At 59.0% G+C, this 24,229-nt stretch carries 23 protein-coding genes; 8 read left to right on the top strand and 15 right to left on the bottom strand.

Annotated features, from left to right (window positions below; translation table 11 throughout):
* Positions 1–17 precede the first annotated feature (17 nt).
* Positions 18–1,577: a methyl-accepting chemotaxis protein gene (locus ACB042_RS11965; protein WP_371178473.1), complete on the top strand. Its 1,560-nt coding sequence runs from the start codon at positions 18–20 to the stop codon at positions 1,575–1,577.
* Positions 1,578–1,640: 63 nt separating this feature from the next.
* Here the strand turns inward: ACB042_RS11965 and dusA are convergent, their stop codons facing one another.
* A complete protein-coding gene (gene dusA / locus ACB042_RS11960; RefSeq protein ID WP_371178472.1) occupies positions 1,641–2,627 on the bottom strand; it encodes a tRNA dihydrouridine(20/20a) synthase DusA in 987 nt (328 codons plus the stop codon).
* A 137-nt stretch (positions 2,628–2,764) separates the two neighbouring features.
* Between dusA and zur the strand changes: the two genes are divergently transcribed.
* From zur to ACB042_RS11945, 3 genes are read left to right on the top strand one after another with little or no spacing between them, the layout of a single operon-like run.
* Positions 2,765–3,223: a zinc uptake transcriptional repressor Zur gene (gene zur, locus ACB042_RS11955; protein WP_005335805.1), complete on the top strand. Its 459-nt coding sequence runs from the start codon at positions 2,765–2,767 to the stop codon at positions 3,221–3,223.
* Positions 3,213–3,674: a chemotaxis protein CheX gene (locus ACB042_RS11950; protein ID WP_005335807.1), complete on the top strand. Its 462-nt coding sequence runs from the start codon at positions 3,213–3,215 to the stop codon at positions 3,672–3,674. The genes zur and ACB042_RS11950 overlap by 11 nt, the downstream gene beginning before the upstream one ends.
* A gap of 4 nt (positions 3,675–3,678) precedes the next feature.
* Complete coding sequence (locus ACB042_RS11945; RefSeq protein ID WP_005335809.1) at positions 3,679–3,909, top strand: hypothetical protein; 231 nt, start codon at positions 3,679–3,681, stop codon at positions 3,907–3,909.
* 73 nt (positions 3,910–3,982) lie between these two features.
* Here ACB042_RS11945 and brnQ (ACB042_RS11940) read toward each other — a convergent pair whose 3' ends face one another.
* From brnQ (ACB042_RS11940) to ACB042_RS11930, 3 genes are all read right to left on the bottom strand, one after another.
* A complete protein-coding gene (gene brnQ, locus ACB042_RS11940) occupies positions 3,983–5,260 on the bottom strand; it encodes a branched-chain amino acid transport system II carrier protein (RefSeq protein WP_371178479.1) in 1,278 nt (425 codons plus the stop codon).
* Positions 5,261–5,711: 451 nt separating this feature from the next.
* Positions 5,712–7,016, bottom strand: coding sequence for a branched-chain amino acid transport system II carrier protein (gene brnQ / locus ACB042_RS11935; RefSeq protein ID WP_005335813.1), 1,305 nt, complete (start codon positions 7,014–7,016; stop codon positions 5,712–5,714).
* 191 nt (positions 7,017–7,207) lie between these two features.
* Positions 7,208–7,918: a tRNA1(Val) (adenine(37)-N6)-methyltransferase gene (locus ACB042_RS11930; protein WP_005363026.1), complete on the bottom strand. Its 711-nt coding sequence runs from the start codon at positions 7,916–7,918 to the stop codon at positions 7,208–7,210.
* A 119-nt stretch (positions 7,919–8,037) separates the two neighbouring features.
* Between ACB042_RS11930 and srmB the strand changes: the two genes are divergently transcribed.
* Complete coding sequence (gene srmB / locus ACB042_RS11925) at positions 8,038–9,261, top strand: ATP-dependent RNA helicase SrmB (protein WP_005343175.1); 1,224 nt, start codon at positions 8,038–8,040, stop codon at positions 9,259–9,261.
* Between the two features lie 72 nt (positions 9,262–9,333).
* On the opposite strand, the gene ACB042_RS11920 is transcribed toward srmB, so the two are convergent.
* From ACB042_RS11920 to rnr, 4 genes are read right to left on the bottom strand one after another with little or no spacing between them, the layout of a single operon-like run.
* Positions 9,334–9,789: a GNAT family N-acetyltransferase gene (locus ACB042_RS11920; RefSeq protein WP_371178471.1), complete on the bottom strand. Its 456-nt coding sequence runs from the start codon at positions 9,787–9,789 to the stop codon at positions 9,334–9,336.
* Between the two features lie 56 nt (positions 9,790–9,845).
* Positions 9,846–10,418, bottom strand: a complete 573-nt coding sequence (locus ACB042_RS11915) for a Crp/Fnr family transcriptional regulator (protein ID WP_371178470.1) — start codon at positions 10,416–10,418, stop codon at positions 9,846–9,848.
* A gap of 2 nt (positions 10,419–10,420) precedes the next feature.
* On the bottom strand, positions 10,421–11,170 hold the full coding sequence (gene rlmB / locus ACB042_RS11910; protein WP_216950144.1) for a 23S rRNA (guanosine(2251)-2'-O)-methyltransferase RlmB: 750 nt from the start codon (positions 11,168–11,170) through the stop codon (positions 10,421–10,423).
* Entirely contained in the window at positions 11,167–13,560 is a 2,394-nt protein-coding gene (gene rnr / locus ACB042_RS11905; RefSeq protein WP_371178469.1) for a ribonuclease R, read from the bottom strand. Before rnr ends, rlmB begins: the two co-directional genes overlap by 4 nt.
* Positions 13,561–13,694: 134 nt before the next feature.
* Here rnr and ACB042_RS11900 point away from each other — a divergent pair, with 134 nt between their 5' ends.
* Entirely contained in the window at positions 13,695–14,717 is a 1,023-nt protein-coding gene (locus tag ACB042_RS11900) for a GGDEF domain-containing protein (protein WP_019445736.1), read from the top strand.
* Between the two features lie 131 nt (positions 14,718–14,848).
* On the opposite strand, the gene ompA is transcribed toward ACB042_RS11900, so the two are convergent.
* Together ompA and ACB042_RS11890 are read right to left on the bottom strand one after the other, a co-directional pair.
* On the bottom strand, positions 14,849–15,886 hold the full coding sequence (gene ompA, locus ACB042_RS11895) for a porin OmpA (RefSeq protein ID WP_371178468.1): 1,038 nt from the start codon (positions 15,884–15,886) through the stop codon (positions 14,849–14,851).
* Positions 15,887–16,152: 266 nt separating this feature from the next.
* Positions 16,153–17,190, bottom strand: coding sequence for an SGNH/GDSL hydrolase family protein (locus ACB042_RS11890; RefSeq protein ID WP_371178467.1), 1,038 nt, complete (start codon positions 17,188–17,190; stop codon positions 16,153–16,155).
* Between the two features lie 254 nt (positions 17,191–17,444).
* Here ACB042_RS11890 and ACB042_RS11885 point away from each other — a divergent pair, with 254 nt between their 5' ends.
* Positions 17,445–17,831, top strand: coding sequence for a YgiW/YdeI family stress tolerance OB fold protein (locus tag ACB042_RS11885; protein WP_371178466.1), 387 nt, complete (start codon positions 17,445–17,447; stop codon positions 17,829–17,831).
* 85 nt (positions 17,832–17,916) lie between these two features.
* Here ACB042_RS11885 and mltC read toward each other — a convergent pair whose 3' ends face one another.
* From mltC to mutY, 3 genes are all read right to left on the bottom strand, one after another.
* Positions 17,917–19,020 (bottom strand): membrane-bound lytic murein transglycosylase MltC, encoded by a 1,104-nt coding sequence (gene mltC, locus ACB042_RS11880; protein WP_005354839.1) that lies wholly within the window; start codon positions 19,018–19,020, stop codon positions 17,917–17,919.
* Positions 19,021–19,137: 117 nt separating this feature from the next.
* A complete protein-coding gene (locus ACB042_RS11875) occupies positions 19,138–19,410 on the bottom strand; it encodes an oxidative damage protection protein (RefSeq protein ID WP_005335828.1) in 273 nt (90 codons plus the stop codon).
* Between the two features lie 8 nt (positions 19,411–19,418).
* Positions 19,419–20,471 carry an A/G-specific adenine glycosylase gene (mutY, locus tag ACB042_RS11870; protein WP_100652745.1) on the bottom strand — a complete coding sequence of 351 codons (1,053 nt, stop codon included), beginning with the start codon at positions 20,469–20,471 and terminating at the stop codon, positions 19,419–19,421.
* Positions 20,472–20,708: 237 nt separating this feature from the next.
* Here mutY and ACB042_RS11865 point away from each other — a divergent pair, with 237 nt between their 5' ends.
* Complete coding sequence (locus tag ACB042_RS11865; RefSeq protein ID WP_371178465.1) at positions 20,709–21,947, top strand: multifunctional CCA addition/repair protein; 1,239 nt, start codon at positions 20,709–20,711, stop codon at positions 21,945–21,947.
* 118 nt (positions 21,948–22,065) lie between these two features.
* On the opposite strand, the gene ACB042_RS11860 is transcribed toward ACB042_RS11865, so the two are convergent.
* Both ACB042_RS11860 and ACB042_RS11855 read right to left on the bottom strand, forming a co-directional pair.
* Positions 22,066–23,664, bottom strand: a complete 1,599-nt coding sequence (locus ACB042_RS11860) for a BCCT family transporter (protein ID WP_005335834.1) — start codon at positions 23,662–23,664, stop codon at positions 22,066–22,068.
* 9 nt (positions 23,665–23,673) lie between these two features.
* Complete coding sequence (locus tag ACB042_RS11855; protein WP_123172329.1) at positions 23,674–24,201, bottom strand: hypothetical protein; 528 nt, start codon at positions 24,199–24,201, stop codon at positions 23,674–23,676.
* Positions 24,202–24,229 lie beyond the last annotated feature (28 nt).

Below are 24,229 nucleotides of genomic sequence, written 5' to 3'. Positions count from 1 at the left end.
CTTTTCAGGAACGACACATGACCAAACTCCATCAGGAGGGGGAGATACACTTCCCCGACAACATCGCACTCATCTCGACCACGGATCCCGCCAGTCATATTACCTATGCCAACCAGCACTTCTGTGATGTGGCCGGGTATGGTGCGGCCGAAATGGAAGGGGTACCCCACAATCTGGTGCGACACCCCGACATGCCCAAGGCGGCCTTCGCCGACATGTGGCAGCGGCTGCGACAGGGCAAAAGCTGGATGGGGCTGGTCAAGAACCGCGCCAAAAGCGGTCAGTTCTATTGGGTAAACGCTTACGTCACCCCGATCCTCAATGCACAGAAGGAGATCGTCGAGTTCCAGTCGGTGCGCACCAAACCCGCCGCCAGCGATGTAGCCTGGGCCGAGCAGCTCTATGGCCTGTTGCGCAGCGGCAAGGCGCTTCCCTGGCTGAGCCGCTTTCACTTTGAGCCGGGTCAGCTGACCCTCTGGCTCTCCGCTTCTGCCTTGCTCACCACCCTTGCTAACTTTGCCACCGGCAACCTGTTATGGCTGCTGCCCACCGCCTTGTTGCTGTTGGCACAGGCAATCCACGGCTGGCGATTGCAGCAACGGCTGGCTCATCTGCTCACCCTTGCCGATCAAGACAAGGGAACCCGCCTCTGTCAGGTGCTCTACACCCGACGGCGCGACACCCTGGCGGCCGTCGAACTGGCCCTGCGGATGAAGCAGGCCGAGCTCAAGGCCGTGGTCGGGCGCAGCGCCGACACCAACCAGCAGATCCTGCAGGCAGCCGAAGATGACCGGGGCAATATCCAGACCATTGATACTCATCTGCAGCAGCAGCGCGCCCACAGCGAGCAGCTGGCGACCGCCATCACCGAGCTGAGCCACTCCATTCGGGATGTGGCCCACAGTGCCCATGAGGCGAGCAATCTGGTTATAGAGGTACAGCAGGTTTCCGACGAGGGGCTGCAAGCATTGGCGACCACCCGATCTGCCGTCAACCAACTCCATCAGGAGCTGGATGCCAACCACGCAGTGCTGGCCCAGCTCACCAGCGACAGCCAGAAGATCAGTGGTATTCTGGAGGTGATCAGTCAAATCGCCGACCAGACCAACCTGCTCGCACTCAATGCAGCCATCGAGGCAGCCCGTGCTGGCGAACAGGGGCGCGGTTTTGCCGTGGTGGCGGATGAAGTGAGGGCGCTGGCCCAGAAGACCCGTGCCTCGACCAGCGAGATCCACGAGATGATCCAGGCGCTGCAACAAACTACACGACAGCTGTCGGACGGGATGACACAAGGGGCGCAGACCTCGGTGCGCTGCCAGCAGCACGCGGGCACCACCGCCGACGTGCTCACCCAGATAAACCAAATGTTGGGGCAGGTGACCCGCACCAGTGACGAGATCGCCCAGGCGGTGAGTCAGCAGGCCGATGTGACGGCGACCCTCGATGAAGGGGTGCACCAGATCCACCAACTTGCCAGCCACACCGCCGACAACAGCAGGCAGGCCCTCGATGGCATCACCCTGCTGGTAGAGCGGCTGCAGGATCTCTCGCGGCTGATCAACCAGTTCAGATATTGAAGCGACAGCGATCAAAAAAGCGCGTCACAAGACGCGCTTTTTTCGCTTTGCCTGACAGGAGAGTTATTCGCCCTGCTCGCTGGCGGCAAACTCCGGCACCTTGGCCATGGCATCCAGCACCACCTGAATATCCGCTCCCGGTTTGCAGGCGTTCTCGCTCAGGTGACGACGCCAGGCGCGGGCCCCCTGCATATTCTGGAACAACCCCAGCATGTGGCGGGTCATGTGAGAGAGATAGTTGCCCTTGGCCAGCTCCTGCTCGATATAGGGCAGCATCATCCGCACCACTTCATGGCGGCTAGGCACGGCGTTATTCTGGCCGAACACCAGATTATCCACCTGCGCCAGAATGTAGGGGTTCTGATAGGCTTCACGCCCCATCATGACGCCATCGACGTGTTGCAGGTGCTCCAGAGTCTGCTCCAGGGAGGTGACGCCGCCGTTGAGGGCGATGGTGAGATCCGGGTAATCCTGCTTGACCCGATAGACGCGGGGATAATCGAGGGGCGGGATCTCGCGGTTCTCCTTGGGGCTCAGGCCACTCAGCCACGCCTTGCGGGCATGGACGATGAAGGTGTCGCAACCGGCATCGCGCACCTGTTCGATAAAGGTCTGCAGAAATTCGTAGGAGTCCTGATCGTCGATACCGATACGGGTCTTCACCGTCACCGGAATATCGACCACATCGCGCATCGCCTTGACGCAGTCTGCCACCAGCGCCGGTTCACCCATCAGGCAGGCACCAAAGCGGCCGTTTTGCACCCGATCGGAGGGGCAGCCGACGTTGATGTTCACCTCGTCATAGCCGCGCTCCTCGGCCAGCTTGGCACAGCACGCCAGATCGGCCGGATTGCAGCCACCCAGCTGCAGGGAAATGGGATGCTCCTGCTCGCTGTAACCCAGATAATCACCCTTGCCGTGGATGATGGCACCGGTGGTCACCATTTCGGTATAGAGCAAGGTCTGGCGGCTCATCAGTCGATGAAAGTAACGGCAATGCCGATCAGTCCAGTCCAGCATGGGGGCGATGGAAAAACGCTGCGCCTGCATAAAAATCATCCGGGTTGGCTAAAGAAAGGGGCGGATTTTATCACAACGTGAAGCAGCCCCAGAAAATGAATTTTGTCGCCGCGCCATGCGAGGCCCTGTGATAGTATCCGGCTAATAGAAAGGGTATCTGCGCGATCATGAATCAAGACCAACTTTTACAACGAGCCGAGCGACTCTGTATACAGCGAGGGATCCGCTTCACCCCGACCCGACGTCAGGTATTTCGCCTGCTGGCGGCACACGGCAACGCCATCAGCGCCTATGATTTGTTGGCCCAGCTGCAACAAACCGAAGCCAATGCCAAGCCGCCAACCGTCTACCGGGCACTCGATTTTTTGCTCGAACAGGGCTTTGCTCACAAGGTGGAATCTCTCAACGCGTTTATCTTCTGCTGCCACTTCGATCACGCTCACCCGATGCAGTTGTTGATCTGCGACGAGTGCGGGGATGTGGTCGAGCTTCACGATACGGCGATCGATAGCGCGTTTTCCGAGCAGGCCCACTTGCATGGTTTTACTATTACCAATAAGACGATAGAGGCACATGGCCAATGTGCCCGTTGTACGCCCACTGTAGGAAGTCATCATGAAGGCTGATTTTGTAAATCCGTTCCTGCTATCCCTGCTCAATGTGCTCTCGACCATGGCACAGCTGGAACTCAAACCGGGCAAACCGAAACGCAAGATGGATGAGCTGGCGCGCGGCGACGTCTCCGGCCTTATTGGCATGGTCGGCCCGCAGACCCGTGGTTCCCTCTCCATCAGCTTCGAGAAGGGGCTGGCACTGGAGATCATGCGCCGCATGCTGGGGGAAGCTCCCGCCAACATCAACGAAGAGGTGACCGACATGGTCGGTGAAATCACCAACATGGTGACCGGCGGTGCCAAGCGGATGCTGGGCGAGAAGGGCTACGAGTTTGACATGGCGACCCCCATCATCGTCTCCGGTCCCAACCACACCATTACCCACCGTGCCGATGGCACCAAGATCATGATGCCGTTCGAATCGGATTTCGGTCGCGCCACTATCGAAATCTGCTTCGAGTAACCCTATGTGGAAAGCATTGAAATGGATTTTCATCTGCTGGGCCCTGCTGTTGATCCTGTCGGACATTCAGATCAGCACCTCCCTCTACAAGTACGAAGATAACCGGGTGCTCATCAACTTCCCGCGCTGGGAAGCCAAGCAGCCCTGGGGCACCTTCGAGTGGCATGCCGGACGGGTAGAAACCCACTGGTATGGTCTGGAGGGCAAACCCAAGCCGAAAGGCCCGCAAATCTGATCCGGTAACGGATCCGGCAGAAACAGAAGAGGCCAGCAGTTGCTGGCCTCTTTGCTATCTCGTTGTTTCTGAATCAAGCCGCCTCGGCAGCCAGCTTCTCGGGCGGGCGAACCACCATCCCTACCACGCAAGCCAGCAGGGTCGGCATCAGCCAGGCAAGGCCATTGTCGAACAGCGGCAGGAAAGCAAACGCATCCATCTTCATACCGGCAGCTCGCAGCCCATCCAGACAGCCAAACAGAAAGGCGACCGCCAGCACGCCGCGAAACACCCGCCGTGGATGGGCAAACCACCCCTTGAGGAAGGTGAGCAGCACCAGCGCGATGGCGACCGGATAAATGGCCACCAGCACCGGAATCGAGAGGCCAATCAGCTCGCTCAACCCCACATTGGCCACCACTGCACAGAGCGCCCCCAGCAGGATCACCCAGTTGCGATAGGCCCAACCTGTCAGGCCATGGAAGTAGTCTGCACCGGCACAAAGCAGGCCGACAGCACTGGTAAAACAGGCCAGGGTGATGATGGCAGCCAGAATAAACTGACCCGGTTGGCCAAACAGGCTCAGGACGTAGGCATTGACGATGGCGCCGCCATTACTGATATCGCTTGCGACCCCACCGGCGCTGTTGCCCAGCTGAAAGAGCGAGACATACACCGCCGACAGCCCGACCGCCGAGATCAAGCCTGCGATGGTCAGATATTTGAACTGGCTGCGATAATCCTCGATCCCCTTCTGGCGCAGCAACCCGATGATCAGGGCTCCAAACATCAGGGAGGCAAGGGTGTCCATGGTGTTGTACCCCTCCAGCATTCCTTTGGTCAGGGCTGCATCTATGTACTCACCGCTGGCATCAGGCATGATGCCCTGCGGCGTCATAAAGACCCCGACCGCCAGAATGAGCAGCATCGCCATCAGGGCTGGGGTCAGATACTTGCCGACCGCATCAAGGAGCTTGCCCCGATCGAGCGCCACCAGGATCACCAGCGTAAAGAAACTCAGGGTATAGATCCGCAGCCCCGCATGACCGGCATCGCCAAGCCAGGGCTTGAGCCCCATCTCGTAGGCGACCAGACCGGTGCGGGGAATGGCAAAGGCGGGCCCCATGATGATATAGATGGCGATGGCCAGCGCCGTCGCCGCCCCGGCGGGCAGATAGCGAGTCATTCCGGTCCAGCCACTCGCGCCGCCCCCCGAGCTCCCCTTGGCCACCGCAATCAGGGTGATCAGCGGCAAGCCCACTGCCGTTAGCAAAAAGCCGCACATGGCGGCCAGCAGATGCTCACCAGCCATAAAACCGGCCAGCGGCGGAAAAATGATATTGCCTGCCCCCAGATAGAAGGCAAACGTCATAAACCCCAATCCGAATACGTCGGACAACTTCAATGATTTCGTCAAACTCAACCTCATCTGCCTTATCAGCTTGTTATTGATTGCACCCACTGCCTGGCAGATAACCGGTAACAATACCTCTCGCCCCCACACGGCCCGCGGACCGGATGAGGCGCACCACCTTTAGCATAAAGAAGAGGAGTTCGATCTCAATCACCAATTAATATCTTGAAACAATTTACTGCTGAGGAATTAATCGCCGAACAACTCGGCGCTCCATAAACAGGTGTCACACCTGGCGTATGGGAGGCAAGAAGAGGGGAACGGGTTATAGCGGCAAGATACGGCTGCTCAGATGCTATCTGAGCACGGGGACAACTACGGCAGTGTAAAGCGAGGCGAGAAGCGAGGCTCACAGAAAACAAAAGAGCCTGCACGGGGCAGGCTCTTGGCAATATCAGATCGAGAGTGATCAGGCTGCTTCGGCAGCCATCTCGGTCGGACGCACCATCACGCCAACTACGCAGGCCAGCAGGGTCGGCATCAGCCAGGCGAGGCCCTTGTCGAACAGTGGCAGGAAGGCAAACGCATCCATCTTCATACCGGCAGCACCCAGACCATCCAGGCAACCGAACAGGAAGGCAACCATCAACACGCCACGGAACACCAGACGGGGACGGCCGAAGTAACCCTTCAGGAAGGTGACCAGTACCAGCGCCACGGCAACGGGATAGATGGCAACCAGCACCGGAATGGAGAGGCTGATCAGCTGGCTCAGGCCCACGTTGGCCACCACGGCACAGATAACGCCCAGCAACACCACCAGCTTCTTGTAAGCCATACCGGTCAGATTGTGGAAGAAATCGGAACAGGCGGAGATCAGACCGACTGCAGTGGTAAAGCACGCCAGAGTGATGATGGCCGCCAGAATGAACTGACCCGGCTGACCAAACAGGCTCAGTACGTAGGCGTTGACGATGGCGCCACCGTTGCTGACATCGGTCGCCACACCGGCGGCAGTGTTACCCAGCTGGAACAGGGAGACGTACACCACGCTCAGACCAACGGCAGAGATAAGGCCAGCAATGGCCAGATACTTGAACTGGCTCTTGTAATCGTTGATGCCTTTCTGGCGCAGCAGATCGACGATCAGGGCGCCAAACATCAGGGACGCCAGGGTGTCCATGGTGTTGTAGCCTTCCAGGATCCCTTTCACGAAGGGGCTGTTCTGATAGTCACCGGACGCATCAGGCATGGAGCCTTGCGGTGCTACGAATACACCGATCGCCAGAGTCAGCAGCAGCAGCATCAGTACCGGAGTCAGGTATTTGCCGATGGCGTCCATCAGCTTGCCCTGGTTCATGGAGACCAGAATGGCCACACCAAAGAAGATCACGGTATAGGCCGCCAGACCCGCCTGCCCCATGTCACCGATGAACGGCTTGAGGCCCATCTCGTAGGCAACCAGACCGGTACGGGGCGCGGCAAAGGCCGGGCCTATGATGATATAGATGGCAACGGCCAGCGCAGTCGCGACACCGGCAGGCAGCAGCTTGGTCATGCCAGCCCAGCCGTTACCGGCTTTCGCCACGGCCAGAATGGTCACCAGAGGCAGGCCCACGGCAGTGACCAGGAAGCCAAACATCGCCAGGGAGAGGTGCTCACCAGCCATGTAACCGGCCAACGGCGGGAAAATGATGTTACCGGCGCCCAGGTAGAAGGCGAAGGTCATAAACCCTAATCCGAGTACATCGGACAATGTGAGTGATTTCGTCAAGTTCAACCTCGTCTGTCTTGTAAATTATTGCTTGTTATAGTTTTTATCGGTCGCTGACCGGGTGTGTTCAGGGGGTATAAAAAAAGAGCCCCGCATGTTTTTTCATCGCAACCAGTGGTTTTAGCTGGTCTGGAGCGGGCGCTCGATCTGGAACCAGCATAATGGCGTGAAAAAATAGTTCAAGACGAAATTTACATCTTCAAATAGAAGGGATTGGTCAGTTGGATATATCTGTCGGAATAGGCCCCATCAGCAGAATGGATCACAATTTCACCCCTCTCACACCTGTTTAATCCTCTGCCAAGTAGCAATAAAACACGATTTGCCTCTTTACCCTCTCTGGTGATAACAGCTGTATAACAAATGCCATGCAGATCATAATTCGCCGAAATGCATAAAATTTCATCGGCCATCGCCGTTGGCAGCACCAGCGCTACCTGCCCGTTCGGGCTCAGCAAACGATTGCAGGCCGCCAGTAATGCGTGGCTGTCGAGGGCGCCGGTATGGCGGGCCAACGCCCGCGCCGGATCGCTAAATGACTGGCCTGCCACGAAATAGGGAGGGTTGGAGACGACAAGATCGTAAGGGGCGGCCTGATAATCCTGAATGGCACTCTCTATGACGGTCACCCGATCGGCCCAGGGAGAAGCAGCCGCATTCTCCCGCGCCTGACTGGCCGCATTAATATCCAGCTCGACCGCATCAAGACGGCAGTCAGATCTGCTGCGTTGGGCCAGCATCAGGGCGATCAGGCCGCTGCCGGTGCCGATATCGAGCACTCGACGCGCCTGTTCGACCGGCGCCCAGGCTCCGAGCAAAATGCCATCGGTGCCCACCTTCATGGCGCAGCGATCGTGATTGATATGGAACTGTTTGAAGGTAAATCCGCGACTACGTCCCATCTGGCCCCCGTCATCTGCAAAAATGGTGGGCGATTATAGCGGCTAAGACACACTCACCAATAGGAGCCGACGAGATAATCGCCTATAATCTGCCGTTTCCTTAATGACCGAGTATTGCCATGAGCCAGTCCTTTGATGATTTCGACCTGCACCCAGCCCTCAACCGGGCCTTGGCCGAGATGGGATTCACCCGCCCCACCACCATCCAGCAGATGGTGCTGGAGCCAGCCCTGGACGGCCGCGATATTCTGGCATCCGCTCCGACCGGTACCGGCAAGACTGCCTCCTTCCTGCTGCCGGCACTCCAGCACCTGCTGGACTTCCCGCGCCGCAAGCCGGGCCCCTGCCGCATGCTGATCCTGACCCCGACCCGCGAGCTGGCGCTGCAGGTTACCGCCCATGCCAAGGCGCTGGCGGCTCACACCAACCTCAGCATCGAGACCATCATCGGCGGCGTCAGCCATGAAGAGCAGCTGCCTGCCCTGACCAAAACCACCGACATAGTGGTGGCCACCCCGGGCCGTCTGCTCGAGTACATCGAGAAAGAGGAGTTCGAGAGCCACGACATCGAGGTGCTGGTGCTGGACGAAGCGGATCGCATGCTGGACATGGGCTTCATCAAGGATGTGAACCGCATCGTGGCAGAGGCGCGCTACCGCAAGCACACCATGCTCTTCTCCGCCACCCTGGAAGGGGCCGGCCTTGAGAAGTTCGCCAACGAGATCCTCAAGGATCCGGTGGAGCTGCACGCCGAGCCGCCCCGCAGCGAGCGTCGCCCCATCACCCAGTGGATCCATCTGGCTGATGACGCCGCCCACAAGCTGGCGCTGCTGACCCATATCCTGAAAGATCCGGAAACCCAGAAAGCCATCATCTTCGTCAAGACTCGTGAGCGTCTGGCGGAGCTCTCCGGCCAGCTGCAGGCTGCGGGTATCTCCTGCGCCTGGATCCGTGGCGAAATGGAGCAGAGCAAGCGTATCGAGTCGATCCGCAAGTTCCACGAAGGGGAAGTACCCTTCCTCATCGCCACCGACGTCGCCGCCCGCGGCATCGACCTGCCGAACGTCAGCCATGTCATCAACTACGACATGCCCTACGGCGCCGATGTCTACGTCCACCGGATCGGCCGTACCGGCCGCGCCGGCAACCGTGGCTGTGCCATCAGCCTGGTGGAGGCCCACGACATGGCGATGGTCGCCAAGATCGAGCGCTACACCGAGGAGCGCCTCAAGCGCCGGGTGATCGACGAGCTGCGCCCTAAACACAAAGAAGCGCGGGTACCGGTGAAGAAGAAAAAGCCGGTCGACAAGAAGAAGTCCGCCAAGAAGAAAAAGAAGAAGTGATCGCCTGGCGATAAAGAGAAGGGCCATCCCGCGGGATGGCCCTTCTGCATTCTGAATCACTCTGACGAGTGGTTATGCCACCACTCTGCGCATCCCCATATGGGGGATATCATCTTCGAGATAGCCTTCCCCTTCCGCCACAAAACCGTGTTGGCCGTAGAAGCCTTGCAGATGGGCCTGTGCCCCCAGCCAGATGCTGTGGGTCGGCCAGTGTGCCTCGCACGCCTTGACCGCCTCGCTGATCAGCTGGTGACCGAGACCACCGCCACGCGCCTTGGGTGAGGTCACCACCCGGCCGATGGCGGCGCCGCTCTCATCGCCGATGCCGGGCGCCATGATCCGCGCATAGGCGGCCAGCAGCTCGCCCTGATACCCGAGCAGGTGCCAGACCCCATCGCGGCGATCCAGCCCGTCCAGATCCTGAAAGGGGCAGGTCTGCTCCACCACGAACACCTCGGCCCGCAGCGCCAGCAACTCATACAACTCGTCAGTGGTCAGTTCAGACCAGGGTTTCAGGATCCAGTTCATCGGCAACTCCTTATCAGTTCGGCCTGCCAGCATAATCGTGGCGCCAGTGCCCTGCATTAACCTTTGTTAAGTTCTTTCAGTCGCTTGCGAATGCGGCTCAGGCTGATGGGAGTAATGCCGAGATAGGCTGCGATCTGGTGGTCGGGCACTCTGGCATCGAGTGCGGGAAAGCTGTCGAGAAAGTGCTGATAACGCGCCTGCGGGCTACCGGTCAGCAGCAACTGCTCCTTCTCCTCCTTGATGCGCAGTTGCACCTCCAACAGATGCTGGTACCAGCGCGGCCAGCCGGGCAGCTGGCGCAGGTCGGCCAACTGGAACAGCTGCAGATGGCAGGGCTCCAGCGCCTCCACACTGTAGCGGGCCGGCTCGCCACTGAGCAGGTGGTGAAAGTCGAGAAACTCGTCCCCCTCCCAGTAGAACTCCTTGATGTACTCGCGGCCATCCTCCAGCACCAGCTTGGCCCGCAGCAGCCCCTGCTCCACCCTGACCAGCAGATCCGGGCTGTCGCCGGCGTGCCAGAGGCAGCTTTTCGGGCTGAGGGTCAGCGGGCGGGCAAAAGAGAGGAGGCGCGCGGCCTCCTCTTTATCTGCGACCTGCGCCCAATCGAAGGGGGGTCTGTCAGTCAGCATGATTAACCGCGACGCTGACGCACGGCTTCAAACAGGCAAACGCCGGTTGCCACCGAGACGTTGAGGCTGGATACCGCCCCCGCCATCGGGATGCTTACCAGCTCGTCGCAGTGCTCGCGGGTCAGACGACGCATGCCTTTGCCTTCGGCGCCCATCACCAGCGCCATCGGGCCGGTCAGCTTGGCCTGATAGAGGTCGTGATCGGCCTCGCCAGCGGTGCCGACAATCCAGACGCCGCGCTCCTGCAGCTCGCGCAGGGTGCGGGCCAGGTTGGTGACCTGAATGAGCGGCACCACTTCGGCCGCGCCACAGGCAACCTTGCGCACGATCGGGGTGAGACCCGTGGCCTTGTCGCGCGGCACGATCACCGCATGAGCCCCGGCAGCATCGGCACTGCGCAGGCAGGCGCCGAGGTTATGCGGGTCAGTAACGCCATCCAGCACCAGCAGGAAGGGCTGGCTCTGTTGTGCCGCTAGCTCGTCCAGCAGACTGGCCAGATCGTGCTCGGCCAACTTCGGTGCTTCGATCACCTTGGCCATGATGCCCTGGTGATTGTTGCCTTCCGCTTTGTCATCAAGGGTCTTGCGGTTCACGCTCTGCACCTTGAGGCCGAGGGATTCCAGCTCGGCCAGCAGGGGTTGCAGCCGGTCGTCATCCCGCCCCTTGAGGGCCCACACTTCGATGAAGCGCTCCGGGGTGCGCTCCAGCAGCGCGGTGACAGCGTGAATGCCGTAGATCAGTTCAGTACTCATTTAGTGCTCTTGGCCTTATCGCGAGCCTTTTTGCTCGGTCGTCTGTTGCTCGGTTTGGCGCGGCCACCCTTGTCGGATTTGCCGTGATCCTTGCCCTCTTTACGTTTTTCGTGGCGCTGGGCGCTCTTGGCCTTCTCTTTCTTGATCTCGGCCTGCTTGCGCGCCATCTCTTTGGCATTCTTGCCGGTGGCCTTGAGCGGCTCTTCCACCATCACGAAGTCGATCTTGCGATCGTCCAGGTTCACGCCCATCACCTTGACCCGCACCTTGTCACCCAGACGGTAGCGACGGCGGAAGTTCTCGCCGATCAGCTGCATGTGCAGGGGATCAAACTGGTAGTAGTCGTTGGTGAGGGTGCTGACGTGCACCAGACCATCGATGTGGACCTCCGCCAGACGCACGAAGAAGCCAAAGCCGGTGACGCTGGCGATGACGCCGTCGAACTCGTCACCCACGTGATCCAGCATGTACTCGCACTTGAGCCAGTCGGCCACATCGCGGGTCGCATCGTCGGCACGGCGCTCGGTCATGGAGCAGTGCTCGCCCATCGGGTCCACTTCTTCCAGCTGGTAGTGATAACCACCGCTCGGGGTCCACTTGTGGCGCAGGTTGCCCTGTTGCTCCTTGGCGGTCTGATACTTGATCGCCCGGTGCAGGATGAGGTCGGGATAGCGACGGATTGGCGAGGTGAAGTGCGCGTAGGACTTCAACGCCAGACCGAAGTGACCGATGTTGTCGGCCTGATAGATAGCCTGACGCATGGAGCGCAGCAGCATGGTGGAGAGCAGCTCCGCATCCGGGCGCCCCTCAAACTTGGCAGCCAGCTCGGCGAAATCTTTCGGCTCGGGCTCGAGGCCGCCTTTGAGCTCCAGACCCAGTTCGGCCAGGAAATCGCGGAAACCGGTCAGACGCTCTTCGCCCGGACGGTCGTGGACCCGGAATAGGGCGGCGGCTTCGTTCTTCTCGATATAACGAGCAGCAGCCACGTTCGCCTGGATCATGCACTCTTCGATGATCTTGTGGGCATCGTTGCGCACCAGCGGCACGATGCGGTCGATCTTACGCTGGGCGTTGAAGATGAAGCGGGTCTCCTCGCTCTCGAACTCCACCGCACCGCGCTGATGACGGGCATGCTTGAGCGCCTTGTAGAGGTTGTTGAGCTCCTCGATATGGCCCACCAGCGGATCATACTGCTGACGCAGCTTGGTATCGCCATCGAGGATCGCCGCCACCTTGGTGTAGGTCAGACGGGCGTGAGAGTTCATTACCGCTTCGTAGAACTTGTAACCGGACATGCGGCCAGCGGCGGAGATGGTCATCTCGCACACCATGCAGAGGCGGTCAACCTGCGGGTTCAGAGAACACAGACCGTTGGAGAGCACCTCCGGCAGCATGGGCACCACGAACTCGGGGAAGTAAACGGAGTTGCCACGCTGATACGCTTCGGTATCGAGAGCGGTGCCCGGCTTCACGTAGGCGGAAACGTCCGCAATGGCAACCCACAGACGCCAGCCGCCACCACGCTTGGCTTCACAGAAGACGGCGTCATCGAAGTCACGGGCGTCTTCTCCGTCGATGGTGACCAGCGGCAGGGCGCGCAGGTCTATGCGGCCCTCTTTGGCTTTCTCCGGCACCTGCTCGCCGAGACCGGCAACCTCTTTGGTCACCTCTTCCGGCCAGGTGTGCGGGATACCGTGGGTACGCAGGGCAATTTCGATCTCCATGCCCGGCGCCATGTTCTCGCCCAGCACTTCCAGTACGGTGCCGACGGCATTGATGCGGGAGGTGGCGCGCTGATTGATCCGCACAACCACGACCTGGCTCTGACGAGCCCCTTTGTTCTCCCCTTCCGGGATGATGATGTCCTGGCCGATACGGCTGTCATCCGGCACCACGAAACCAACACCATTCTCGACGAAGTAACGGCCGACAATGTCTGCCTCACGGGACTTGAGCAGGCGCACCAGACGCGCTTCCTGACGACCCTTGCGGTCAATCTCGGTCGGCTGCACCAGCACGTAATCGCCATGCATCAGGCGTTGCATCTCTCGGTTGTTCAGATACAGATCCGGACCACCACCTTCCGGACGCAGAAAACCGAAGCCATCCTTGTGGCCGATTACATAACCTTTGACCAGATTCAGGCGATCCGGCAGGGCATAACATTGGTTGCGAGTGAATACCAGTTGTCCATCACGCTCCATGGCGCGCAGACGACGACGCAAGGCTTCCAACGGCTCTTCATCTTTCAGCTTGAGGACCTTGGCCAACTCTTCACGGGACATGGGCTTTTCATGGCCCTTGATGAGTTCCAGGATCAACTCGCGACTGGCGATGGGGTTATCGTATTTTTCGGCCTCGCGTTCGAGGAAAGGATCTTTTTGAGACATAAGCAGGCCTTAGGGTAGGTGGTAACGGTGCCATTATATCGGAGGGGGGGGCGAATGGCATCCATCGGCTGCCTTTTGGCCAATCTCTCTGTCATACTATCTTCAGTTCGCTGGCATGATGAGACACAGAACTCATGAGTAAGGACACATTTGCCCAATCCGCCGCCTATCTCAAACAGGCGGTCCCTTTGATGATCAAGTACCAGATCCCCACGACGCCGGACAATTACCACCTGTGGTACAACTATGTCTCGGCCAGCATGCCCGAGCTCAACCAGGCGATTGATCAGGCAGTCAAAATGCAGGGAACCTGCTCGCTCACCACCTGCGAGCGGCTCTATCACCAGTATCTGGCCGCTCAGGACGAGAAGCAGATGGAGGCGATGAAACTGAGCCTCGCCGCCATGGCCAACGAGCTAGGCCACTCCATGCAGGACGCAATCTCCGATACCGGCATGTTTCAGGAGATGCTCGACAAGAGTTTTGACAAGCTCAGCCGCATTGATGACGAGGGCTTCAGCCTGGAAGATACCATGGGGATCCTGCGAGAGCTGGTGCGTGAATCGCGGGATGTGCGTATGTCCACCATGCACTTTCGCAACCAGCTCAGCAATGCGGAGAAAGAGATCAAGGAGCTGCGGGCGGCGCTCAACGAGACACGCAAGCTGGCCAACGAGGATGCCCTCACCAACCTGCTCAACCGCCGCGCCTTCGATCTGGAGCTGGAGGGGTTGATCCGCAGCCAGCACCCCTTCTCGCTGATCCTCGCCGATATCGATCGCTTCAAGAACTTCAACGACGAATATGGGCACCTGCTCGGCGATCAGGTGCTGCGCGCCTTCAGCAAACGGCTGCGCGATGCCTGCAAGGAGGGGGTCACCGCCTATCGGCTGGGTGGGGAGGAGTTCGCCATGCTGGTCCCCCATCGCTCGCTGGCGCTGGCCAGACAGATGGCGGAGAGCATGCGCCGCGCCATCGAGCGGATGTCCATTCTGGATCGCAAATCGGGCCGCCGCATCGACCACATCACAGCCTCGTTTGGCGTGGGCGAGTTCAACGGTCAGGAGAGCGCAGACTGTCTGGTCGAACGTACCGACAAGCTGCTCTACAAGGCCAAGGAGCTGGGGCGCAACCGGGTGATGCCACTCCCTTCCTGATGTAGTCCCTTGTCCGACCGCAATGCCAATGTAAAAAGCCAGTCAGATCAACTGACTGGCTTTTTGGTCTCTCTTGCTCCGACAGGGGATGTTCATTCCAGCCCCAGTGAAACTCTGCTCAGTGTGAAGGATTACTCCTGCACCTCGCTGACACCTTCGACTTTCACATCAACTCGGCGATCCGGAGCCAGGCAGACGATCAGCTCACGCTTGGACTTGCTGACGCAGCTGTCGCCGGTAACCGGTGAGGATTTACCACGCCCTTCCACATTGATCTTGGCGGCCGGGATCCCTTTACCAACCAGATAGTTGGCAACGGTCTGGGCACGCTGTTCGGAGAGCTTCTGGTTGTAGGCATTGGAACCGATACGGTCGGTGTGCCCAATTACGGTTGCTACGCCATCTTTGGGTCGTGCTTCTTCAATCTGGCTATAGAGGCTATCCAGAGCCTGACTGGCCTCTGGCTTGAGAGTCGCCTTGTTGAAGTCAAACAGCACATCGGAGCTCAGGGTGAACTGCTTCTCAACCATCACAGGTACAGGAGCAGGTTCCGGAGCTGGGGCGGGCGCCACAGGGGCAACCTGACCAAAGCGATAAACCGCAGCCAGCGAGAGCAGGCCGTTATCCATTCTCAGACCGGTATCATCGCGGCTGCCATACGGGGTGGTGTACTGGTACTCCAGGCGAGCGGCCCAGTCGAGGTTGAATGCATACTCGGCACCCAGTGCACCGACCATGACAAAGCGGCTGTCATCTTTGTAGACATCGCTCTTGGTATCAGCCCAACCATAACCGCCACCGACACGGCCATACAGATCCAGATTATCGGTAACCGGGAAGCCCAGTTTTAGGGTCAGTTGAGCCAGCTGCGCTTTTACTTCATCACTGAAAGCGCCTGCCGCCGTAGTGGCATCGTATTTGTAATTGCCCAGATAGTCGTAACCCAGCTCCAGTCCCAGATTCTTGTTGATCTGATAACCGCCAAACACGCCTGCACCCAAGGCATCGTTGGTCTCATTGCCAAGGGTCAGGGCATTGCTTTCATCAATGCCGTAGAAGTTGGACCAACCCAGTTTGGCACCGCCATACCAGGTGTTGTCCTGACCGGCAGCCTGGGCATTGGCTGCCAGCAAGCCGGTAACCAGCAAGGTAATCAATGATTTTTTCATGTTTGAGCCTCTGCAACTTTATGTAGGAGGAGGTTGATTGATATCACCTCGTCTTATAGGTGCAACCACCCAAAAGCGATCGCAGCATATCAACGTTAGCCTATTTTCAAGTCACTGATATCAATTAACAAAAAACACTCTAACGCAACCACGTTACAAAAACAGCAACAAACGTTTGTTATTTGAACTAGATGTGACGCAAAAAGACGCACAGATGAGGGCTGAAAGGGGAAAAAAGGCCAGCAACATGCTGGCCCGAAGCGATATCAGTGACGAACAAACTCGTAGTGCTGATCGATAAAGTCAGCAACACGCTGGCTCAGTACCTTGTGTACCGTCTTGGTCGGATGCACCTGATCCCAGAACATATGCTCATCGCAGTTGAGAGTCGCTGCTCGCCCTTTTGCCTGCCCGCTCACCACCGCCTGCGCCAGGATCGGGTTACCGGCAATAGCCACTCTTTCGGAGAAACTTAAAGCCGGGGTCGCAGCCACCTCGGCGGCGCTGCCGGAGAATGGCTTCCACGTATAGCCGCCACCGTAGCAAGCGTGTTCTGTGTCACTCAGCCCGAACAGCTGAGGATCGCGCATCATCTCATCAAACTGCTTGTCCACTTCGAACAGCTTCACGATGCCAAGGGGAGCCAGCTCTCGAATTAGGTTCTGCAACTTCTGGTTGTGGTAGCTGGCCACATGGCGCACCTTCTCCACCACCTTCATACTGCGGGCTGACGGGGTCTGCCCCAGATCAGGAATGTTGAATAGCAGGATCTGCTGCGCGCCGTTGAGCACCAACCGGTTGGATGCCAGCCGGATGGTATCGATCACCCGATCCGCATCCCGCTCGGTGTTCCAGCCATAGGCCAGATAGTCGTTGGCACCGACCCAGATCACCACCAGATCACCGGGGCGGAACTTGTCCTTTTTCAGGAACTGATCGATCTCGTAATCGAGGTTGTTGATCACCTGATATTTGGGATCCCAGGACCAGAAACCGAGCCAGCCGTTCAGGGCGCCCAGATGGTTATAGGCCACCGCGGTTGCACCGCCTTCCGCCTCGTTGGCCACGACCAGACCGGGGAAACGCTCGTCACCCAACTGCTCCAGCCACACCGGGCCGTTGCTGAAGCGCCCGTTGAAGTAAGGTGGGCTGGAGGGGAGATACCCCCGCATCTTTTTGTACATCTTGCCGGTGTCGGAGAGGCTGTCACCAAACATCACGACCCGGGAAAAAGGTTGGCGTCCCTCTGCCGCTTGCGCGGTCAATGCCATTAACCCCAATAAACAAACAAGCCATTTTTTCATATTGTTGTGCTCTTCGATTAAGCAGGTGAGACCTGCGGACTTCTCCTCGAGTGGCGACAGGCATGGGAAGAGTCTGCTGCCACTGACTTCTGGTGAAGGCGACAGATTACAGTTCCAGATGAAATCACACATGTTCCGCCACCGATGAAATCGCTTGCGCTCACAAAACAGACAATCACACCAGCCTATTTCTTTCACGCTTGTTTCACGCCCCCCCCGGCACAATGCACTCATACCAACGACAGGAGTATGAAATGAACAAGGCAAGCGCAAGCGTAATCGGACTGTTGACCCTGATGTCTGTCTCCTCTTTTGCCATGGCGGCCTATACCGGCCCGCAAGAGCAGAACAAGGTTTCCGTTGCTCAACTGAAAGATCTGGCAGATGACAGCTGGGCCACCCTGGAAGGGAAACTGGTCAAGTACCTGGGCGGCGAGAACTATCTGTTCCGTGATGCCAGCGGTGAAGTGGAGGTCGAAGTGGATCAGGATGTGTGGCGTGGCACCGAAGTGGGCCCGGATGATCAGATCCGTATCCGTGGTGAAGTGGACCACAGCTGGAACAAGACTGAAGTGGAAGTGAAAACCTTGGAGAAAGTAGGCGCGGCCCCGCAGACCAAGGGCGGCTTTATCGCCAAATAAGGCCACTTCAACGACGAACTGGCCAGACGTTAAAAGGGCGCTTGATATCAAGTGCCCTTTTGCATGGTTAACCCAGCGTCACCGCTTAACCGGCCCGACTGGCAAAGGCTCTCTTGAACCCCTTCTCGGCCTGATTGACCTTGTAGAGGTAACGGCGCGCCTCCTCTTTGGGATGCTGCTCGGTCAACACCTGATAGACCGCCTCGGGGGAGAGCCGGTTGATCCGGCCCGGCGCCGCCTTGCGATCGCTGGAGAAGGTATTGAGCACCCCGCCAGCGCCACCGTTATAGGCGGAGATCACCGCATAGCGACGGGAGCGCGGGTCCTGAATATCCGCCAGATAGACGGTCTGCAACAGGTGCAGATAGGCGGTACCAACATCGATGTTGTAGGCCGGGTTGAACAGCTCCTCCCGGGTCGGCTGGCCGTTCTTGCCCTTGACCCGAACATAGACGTCACGACCGGCGGTAGCCGGGATCACCTGCATCAGGCCATAAGCGTTGGCATGACTCACCGCATAGGGGTTGAAGCTGCTCTCGGTCTTGATCACCGCATAGATCAGGCTCTCCGGCACGCCGTATTTGCGCGACGCTTCCCGGATGATCCCCGCATACTTGTAGCCCCGTCGATCTTCATGGTTGGCCACCATGGGAATATCGACGAAGAAGATGGTGCGAATACCCAGAGTGCGCTTCTTCATCGCCGTGTTGAGCAGGTAATCGGCATAACGCTCGGCGCGCCAGGAGGCTCGGATTGGCTGGCGCTGATTGTCCAGCACCTGACCGTAGAGGAAGGGCTCGCCGCCGGTCAGAATTTCCCGGTCGGAGTAAAGATCCACTTCGGCCGGATCGTCCGGCGTCAGCAGGGTCTCGATGATGGCGCGACGCAGGTGAGCGCGGGGATCGATGCCCGAGACCGTCTCCACCATGATGTGACCGCTGGAGAAGTCGATGTGGGCCCGGCTCTTGTACTGATCCGTGTATTTTACGTAGTCAAACTTGCCCGCAAACAGCGCCTCCCGCCCCCATATCTCGTTCACGTTATGGGAGAGCGCGCTGATCATGTGTTCAAAACCGCGGATGTCCTTGCCGTTGACCAGATCGTCATCCTCACTCCCGCTGGGCTTGGGGGAGGATGAGCAGGCAGAGAGAAACAGCAGGGTGCACAGCAGCCAAAAAATTCGGCCCATAGGATCCTCAAACCGGGCAGCAGAGCTGCCCATCATTCATTTGCTGCGACTTCAGGAGCGGTCACGCCAGTGTGGCGCCATTCCCGCACCTGTTCACACGTACAACAGCCGGAGAGCTTACTGGGCAGGCGGGGTGTAACCTTCGATCTGCACTTCACCTGCATCAAACAGGTAGCTGACCATCTCTTTTTCCAGCAGTTGGCGATGCTCAAGATTCATCATGTTGAGCTTTTTCTCGTTGATCAGCATCACCTGCTTCTTCTGCCACTCGGCCCAGGCTTCCTTGCTGATGTTGTCAAAAATCCGCTTGCCGAGCTCACCGGGATAGAGTTGAAAATCCAGACCCGGGCCCTCTTTTTTCAGGCGTTGGCAAAATACAGTACGGCTCATGTTGACCTCTATGGTTGTAACTCTGGATAGGCGAGCAGACGGGCCGTGGCGGCCGCCAGCCCCACCTCGGCAGGATGGCGTAAGTTATACCAGAGTCGGTTATCTGCTTCCATGAGCCGCAGCGGCTGCGCCTCATCAATGTCAATCAGCAGCGGCTGAATATCGAGATGGAAGTGGCTGAAGGTATGGCGAAAACCGGCCAGTTCCCGATAACCGTGATGGCTCAGGCCGAGGGACGCCAGCAGACCATCCACCTCCGCCAGTGAGGCCACCTGCGGGAAGCAGTAGAGCCCGCCCCAGATCCCCTGTGGCGGCCGCTTCTCCAGCAATAACTCGTCACCATGGCGGATCAACAACATGACGCCATCGCGGGCCGGAATGCTCTTCTTGGGCTTGCTGTTGGGATAAGCGGTAGGCTTGCCTTGCGACAGCCCCTGGCAATCGGCCCGCACTGGACAGCGATCACAGGCAGGCTTGCTGCGGGTGCAGATCGTCGCCCCGATATCCATCATCGCCTGATTGTATTGCGCCACACCCAGCTTGGGAGTGAGCCGGATGGCGATCTCCCACAGCTCGTTCTCCACCTGTTTTTGACCGGGCCAGCCCGGCAGCGCCAGCCAGCGGGTGAGTACCCGCTTCACGTTGCCATCAAGGATGGCGTGGGGCTGACCCAGAGAGAGCGACAGCACGGCCCCGGCGGTAGAACGGCCAATGCCCGGCAGCGCCATCACCTCGTCAAAGCGCTCGGGAAAGAGGCCGTGGTGATGATCGCGGATCTGCTGGGCCGCCTTGTGCAGGTTGCGAGCCCGGGCGTAGTAGCCAAGCCCGGTCCAGTGGTGCAGCACCTCGTCGACAGGGGCATCGGCCAGCGCCACCACATCGGGGAAGCGCGCCATAAAACGCTGGTAATAGGGGATGACTGTAGCGACTTGGGTCTGCTGCAGCATGATCTCCGAGACCCAGACCCGGTAAGGGGTCTTCTCCTGCTGCCAGGGCAGGGTTTTGCGGCCATGAAGCTCATACCACTCCAGAACCCGGCTTGCGAAGGTTGATTGATTCACGTTGTTCTCATGTCGTTGATATATGGGGAACTCTGCGGTTCCTTCGGCTCATCTGGCCTGCACGGGTATAAAGTCATCCCGCAGCACAGCGCCAGCTGTCTGGTGCGGCAGCGTAAGGCCTCGTCACGCCCAAGTCAAAGCCGCGCTGACTGACGCTGCGGGCAGGTGGTGCTCAGGCAGCAAAGCGGTAACAAAGACGATATACTCGGCCCCACGATTGATGACGGGAGAGACGGTTTGCAGACTTATCTGGTTGGGGGCGCAGTGCGGGATCGCCTGCTGGGATTGCCGCAGGGCGACAGAGATTATCTGGTGGTCGGCGCCACCGTGGAACAGATGCTGGCGCTGGGTTTTACCCAGGTCGGCCGCGACTTTCCCGTGTTTCTTCACCCCAAAACCCAGCAGGAGTATGCCCTCGCCCGTACCGAACGCAAACAGGGTCAGGGCTACACCGGTTTTGTCTGCCACGCCGCCCCCGATGTGACGCTGGAACAGGATCTGCTGCGCCGGGATCTCACCATCAACGCCATCGCCGAGGATGATCAGGGCCAGCTCCACGATCCCTACGGCGGCATCAAGGATTTGGAAAAGCGGCTGCTGCGCCACGTCTCCCCCGCCTTTGCCGAAGACCCATTGCGCATCCTGCGGGTCGCCCGCTTCGCCGCCCGCTTCCACGCTCAGGGCTTTACCATAGCGCCGGAGACCCTCGCCCTGATGAGCGAGATGACGGCCGCTGGCGAGCTGGCCCACCTCACGCCGGAGCGAGTCTGGAAGGAGCTGGAGAAGGTGCTGCTGGGGCCGACCCCGCAGATCTTTATCGAGGTGCTGCGCCAGTGCGGCGCCCTGAAGGCGCTGTTCCCAGAGATTGATGCGCTGTTTGGCGTCCCCGCCCCGGCCAAGTGGCACCCGGAGATCGACACCGGCATCCACACCCTGATGGTGCTGGAGCAGGCGTGCCGGATCTCCCCCGAGCTGACGGTACGCTTTGCTGCCCTCTGCCACGACCTTGGCAAGGGAGTCACCCCCAAGGAGTTCTGGCCAAGCCATCACGGTCATGGCCAGAAGGGGCTGCCGCTTATTCGCGCCCTGTGCGAGCGGTTCCGGGTTCCCAACGAGTGCCGGGATCTGGCGCTGCTGGTGAGCGATCTGCATACCCACATCCACATCGCCTTTGAGCTCAAGCCAGCCACCCTGCTCAAGGTGTTCGACAAGGCCGATGCCTGGCGTCGCCCCGAGCGCTTTGCCCAGCTGCTGGATGCCTGCCGCGCCGACTTCCACGGCCGCACCGGTTTCGAGGAGCGGGTCTACGCCGAGCCGGACTATGTGGCCGAAGCGCTGGCTGCCGCCCAGGCGGTGCCGGTGAAAGAAATAGTGGCGGCCGGTTACAAGGGAGAAGAGATCAAGGAAGAGCTGGCAAGGAAACGGACTGATGCCATCAGCCGCATCAAGGATGAGTGGACCTTTATCGAAGAGTAACCTCGGCCCCATAACAGACGGCCGCCCTGATGATGAGCTCCGCAAGGAGAACATCGCCAGGGCGGCCGTTTTGCATTCAGATTGATATGTGAGGGAGCGCTAACCCCTGCTGGTGCCGTTATGCCGGACCAATTCGCTCCATCAGGCTCATATGGGATGAGCCATCGTGGCGCTTGAGGTTCTGACGATACTCGAACTGGCGCTGGCTCTCCTGCTTGAGCCCCAGCATCAGCGAATAGCACATCGCCAACATGATCACCGAGAAAGGCAGCGCCGCTATGATGCTGGCCGCCTGCAAGGCTGCCAGGCCGCCGGAAACCAGCAGGATAGCGGCAACTAGCCCCTGCCCCAGACCCCATACGGCGCGGTGCAGTACCGGCGGCTCCTGATCACCGATGGAGAGCAGGGTGGTGATGACCAGCGTGCCCGAGTCACTGGAGGTGATGAAGTAGGTGCAGATGAGCAGGGTCAACACGGCCTTGGCGATCCAGCCGAAGGTATCCCAATGCAGCAGTTCGACCGTCTTGTAAAGCGCCAGCGTCACATCCTGATTGACCGCAGCGACCACGCCACCACCGCCAAACAGCTCCAGATTCATCGCCGTGCCGCCAAAAACTGTGAGCCAGAACATGCCAAGCAGCGAGGGTACCAGCAACACACCGAGCACAAACTCGCGGATAGTACGCCCCTTGGAAATACGGGCGATAAACATGCCGACAAACGGCGCCCAGGCAATCCACCAGCCCCAGTAAAACGCCGTCCAGCTCGACTGCCAGGCCGAGGTACCGTTGGCTTCAGTGTTGGTCCAGAAGCTCAGTTTGACGATGTTCTGCAGGTAATCACCGATATTCTGCACATAGGCGTTGAGGATATAGGTGGTCGGCCCCAGCACCAGAAAGAGTGCGAGAACGAAGACGCTCAGCCAGATATTGAGCTCGGAGAGGATCTTCACTCCGCGCCCGACCCCGGAAACCGCCGACAGAGTGGCGATCAGGCTGATACCGCCAATCAGCCAGAGCTGGTTGGACTGCGACACCGCCATACCAAACATCTGGTTGAGGCCGGTATTCATCTGGGAGACCCCCAGTCCAAGGGAGGTCGCCACCCCGAACACTGTGCCGAACACCGCCAGCACATCGGCCGCATGGCCCCAAAAACCGTAAATCCGCTCGCCAAGGATGGGGTAAAGCACAGAGCGGATCGCCAGCGGCAACTTGCGCCGGTAGCTGAAAAAGGCCAGCGACAGGCCAACGATCACATAGATGGCCCAGGGGTGCAGGCCCCAGTGGAAAAAGGTGAGGCGCATGGCGATCTGGGCCGCTTCCGGGGTCATCCCTTCGGTAATGAACGGATTGCCCTGCAGATGGTTCATCGGCTCGGCGATGCTCCAGAACACCAGACCTATCCCCATGCCAGCGCTAAAGAGCATGGAGAACCAGGCGAAGTAGCCGAACTCCGGTACCTGGTCGTCGTCACCCAGCCGGATGCTGCCAAAACGGCTGAACATCAGGTAGACAGCGAAGAACAGGAACAGGGCGACCACAAGAATGTAGTACCACTTGAACCCGGCAATAATCTGATCCTTGGCACCGACAAACCAGGCGGCCGCGGTATCGGGAACAAATACGCCAAACAGCAAAAACAGGGTGATCACGGTGAGGGCCGTCATGGCCATAGTCGGGTTGAGGCCTTTCAATAGCCCTTTGCTTGCTCGCATCCAGCCTCCTTAGTCGTTGTTGAAAAAGTCTTCACCCACATGATCACCGGCACCGCCGATGGCGCGATAGACCAGTTTGCCGGCCGTCTGTTCGCGGTGATCCACCAGCGAAACCGAGGGCTGGCCATTCACGGCGTGACGCTTGCCAAGGAAGATGGCCATGGGGACGCCCAGATTGGAGATACCGCTGGTGATCCAGAGGCGGTTGAAGTCGTAAGAGCCACCGATGAACTCCAGCTGGGCCAGGCCGGTATCGAGGCCGGTCAGATAGAAGTTCATGGCACTTTCGTCAGGAAAGAGGTGCACCAGCACATAGGCGTAGCGCAATTCGTTCACCAACTCCTTTAGGTTGAAAGTACCTGTCTCACTGCAAGAGAGGGGTAACTCACCATCATAGTGGTGTACCTTGAGGTTGTTCGGGTCTTCATCATAAGCAGGCTGATAGCGCACAAAAGCCGAGGTATCCGGCAGTTCATAGCGCACTCTGACCACACGTAACTCGGCCACCAGAGACTTGATATCCAGCTCGTCATTCATCATTTAGCTCCTCAAATGTCAGGGTGAA

Source organism: Aeromonas sp. S13(2024), assembly GCF_041402405.1.
Classification (GTDB): Bacteria; Pseudomonadota; Gammaproteobacteria; order Enterobacterales; family Aeromonadaceae; genus Aeromonas; species Aeromonas veronii.
The sequence above is the reverse complement of the archived record's forward strand: the minus strand, read 5'-3'. Positions and strand labels throughout refer to the sequence as shown.

Coding starts and splice junctions, on each gene's coding strand:
- srmB (WP_005343175.1), top strand. CDS start 8,038: ATGAGCCAGTCCTTTGATGATTTCGACCTGCACCCAGCCCTCAACCGG.
- ACB042_RS11860 (WP_005335834.1), bottom strand. CDS start 23,664: ATGCGAGCAAGCAAAGGGCTATTGAAAGGCCTCAACCCGACTATGGCC.
- ACB042_RS11945 (WP_005335809.1), top strand. CDS start 3,679: ATGTGGAAAGCATTGAAATGGATTTTCATCTGCTGGGCCCTGCTGTTG.
- zur (WP_005335805.1), top strand. CDS start 2,765: ATGAATCAAGACCAACTTTTACAACGAGCCGAGCGACTCTGTATACAG.
- ACB042_RS11965 (WP_371178473.1), top strand. CDS start 18: ATGACCAAACTCCATCAGGAGGGGGAGATACACTTCCCCGACAACATC.
- ACB042_RS11920 (WP_371178471.1), bottom strand. CDS start 9,789: ATGAACTGGATCCTGAAACCCTGGTCTGAACTGACCACTGACGAGTTG.
- ACB042_RS11930 (WP_005363026.1), bottom strand. CDS start 7,918: ATGGGACGTAGTCGCGGATTTACCTTCAAACAGTTCCATATCAATCAC.
- rlmB (WP_216950144.1), bottom strand. CDS start 11,170: ATGAGTACTGAACTGATCTACGGCATTCACGCTGTCACCGCGCTGCTG.
- ACB042_RS11890 (WP_371178467.1), bottom strand. CDS start 17,190: ATGAAAAAATGGCTTGTTTGTTTATTGGGGTTAATGGCATTGACCGCG.
- dusA (WP_371178472.1), bottom strand. CDS start 2,627: ATGCAGGCGCAGCGTTTTTCCATCGCCCCCATGCTGGACTGGACTGAT.
- rnr (WP_371178469.1), bottom strand. CDS start 13,560: ATGTCTCAAAAAGATCCTTTCCTCGAACGCGAGGCCGAAAAATACGAT.
- brnQ (WP_371178479.1), bottom strand. CDS start 5,260: ATGACGTTTGCCTTCTATCTGGGGGCAGGCAATATCATTTTTCCGCCG.
- ACB042_RS11915 (WP_371178470.1), bottom strand. CDS start 10,418: ATGCTGACTGACAGACCCCCCTTCGATTGGGCGCAGGTCGCAGATAAA.
- ACB042_RS11875 (WP_005335828.1), bottom strand. CDS start 19,410: ATGAGCCGTACTGTATTTTGCCAACGCCTGAAAAAAGAGGGCCCGGGT.
- ACB042_RS11855 (WP_123172329.1), bottom strand. CDS start 24,201: ATGAATGACGAGCTGGATATCAAGTCTCTGGTGGCCGAGTTACGTGTG.
- mltC (WP_005354839.1), bottom strand. CDS start 19,020: ATGGGCCGAATTTTTTGGCTGCTGTGCACCCTGCTGTTTCTCTCTGCC.
- ACB042_RS11950 (WP_005335807.1), top strand. CDS start 3,213: ATGAAGGCTGATTTTGTAAATCCGTTCCTGCTATCCCTGCTCAATGTG.
- ACB042_RS11900 (WP_019445736.1), top strand. CDS start 13,695: ATGAGTAAGGACACATTTGCCCAATCCGCCGCCTATCTCAAACAGGCG.
- ACB042_RS11885 (WP_371178466.1), top strand. CDS start 17,445: ATGAACAAGGCAAGCGCAAGCGTAATCGGACTGTTGACCCTGATGTCT.
- ompA (WP_371178468.1), bottom strand. CDS start 15,886: ATGAAAAAATCATTGATTACCTTGCTGGTTACCGGCTTGCTGGCAGCC.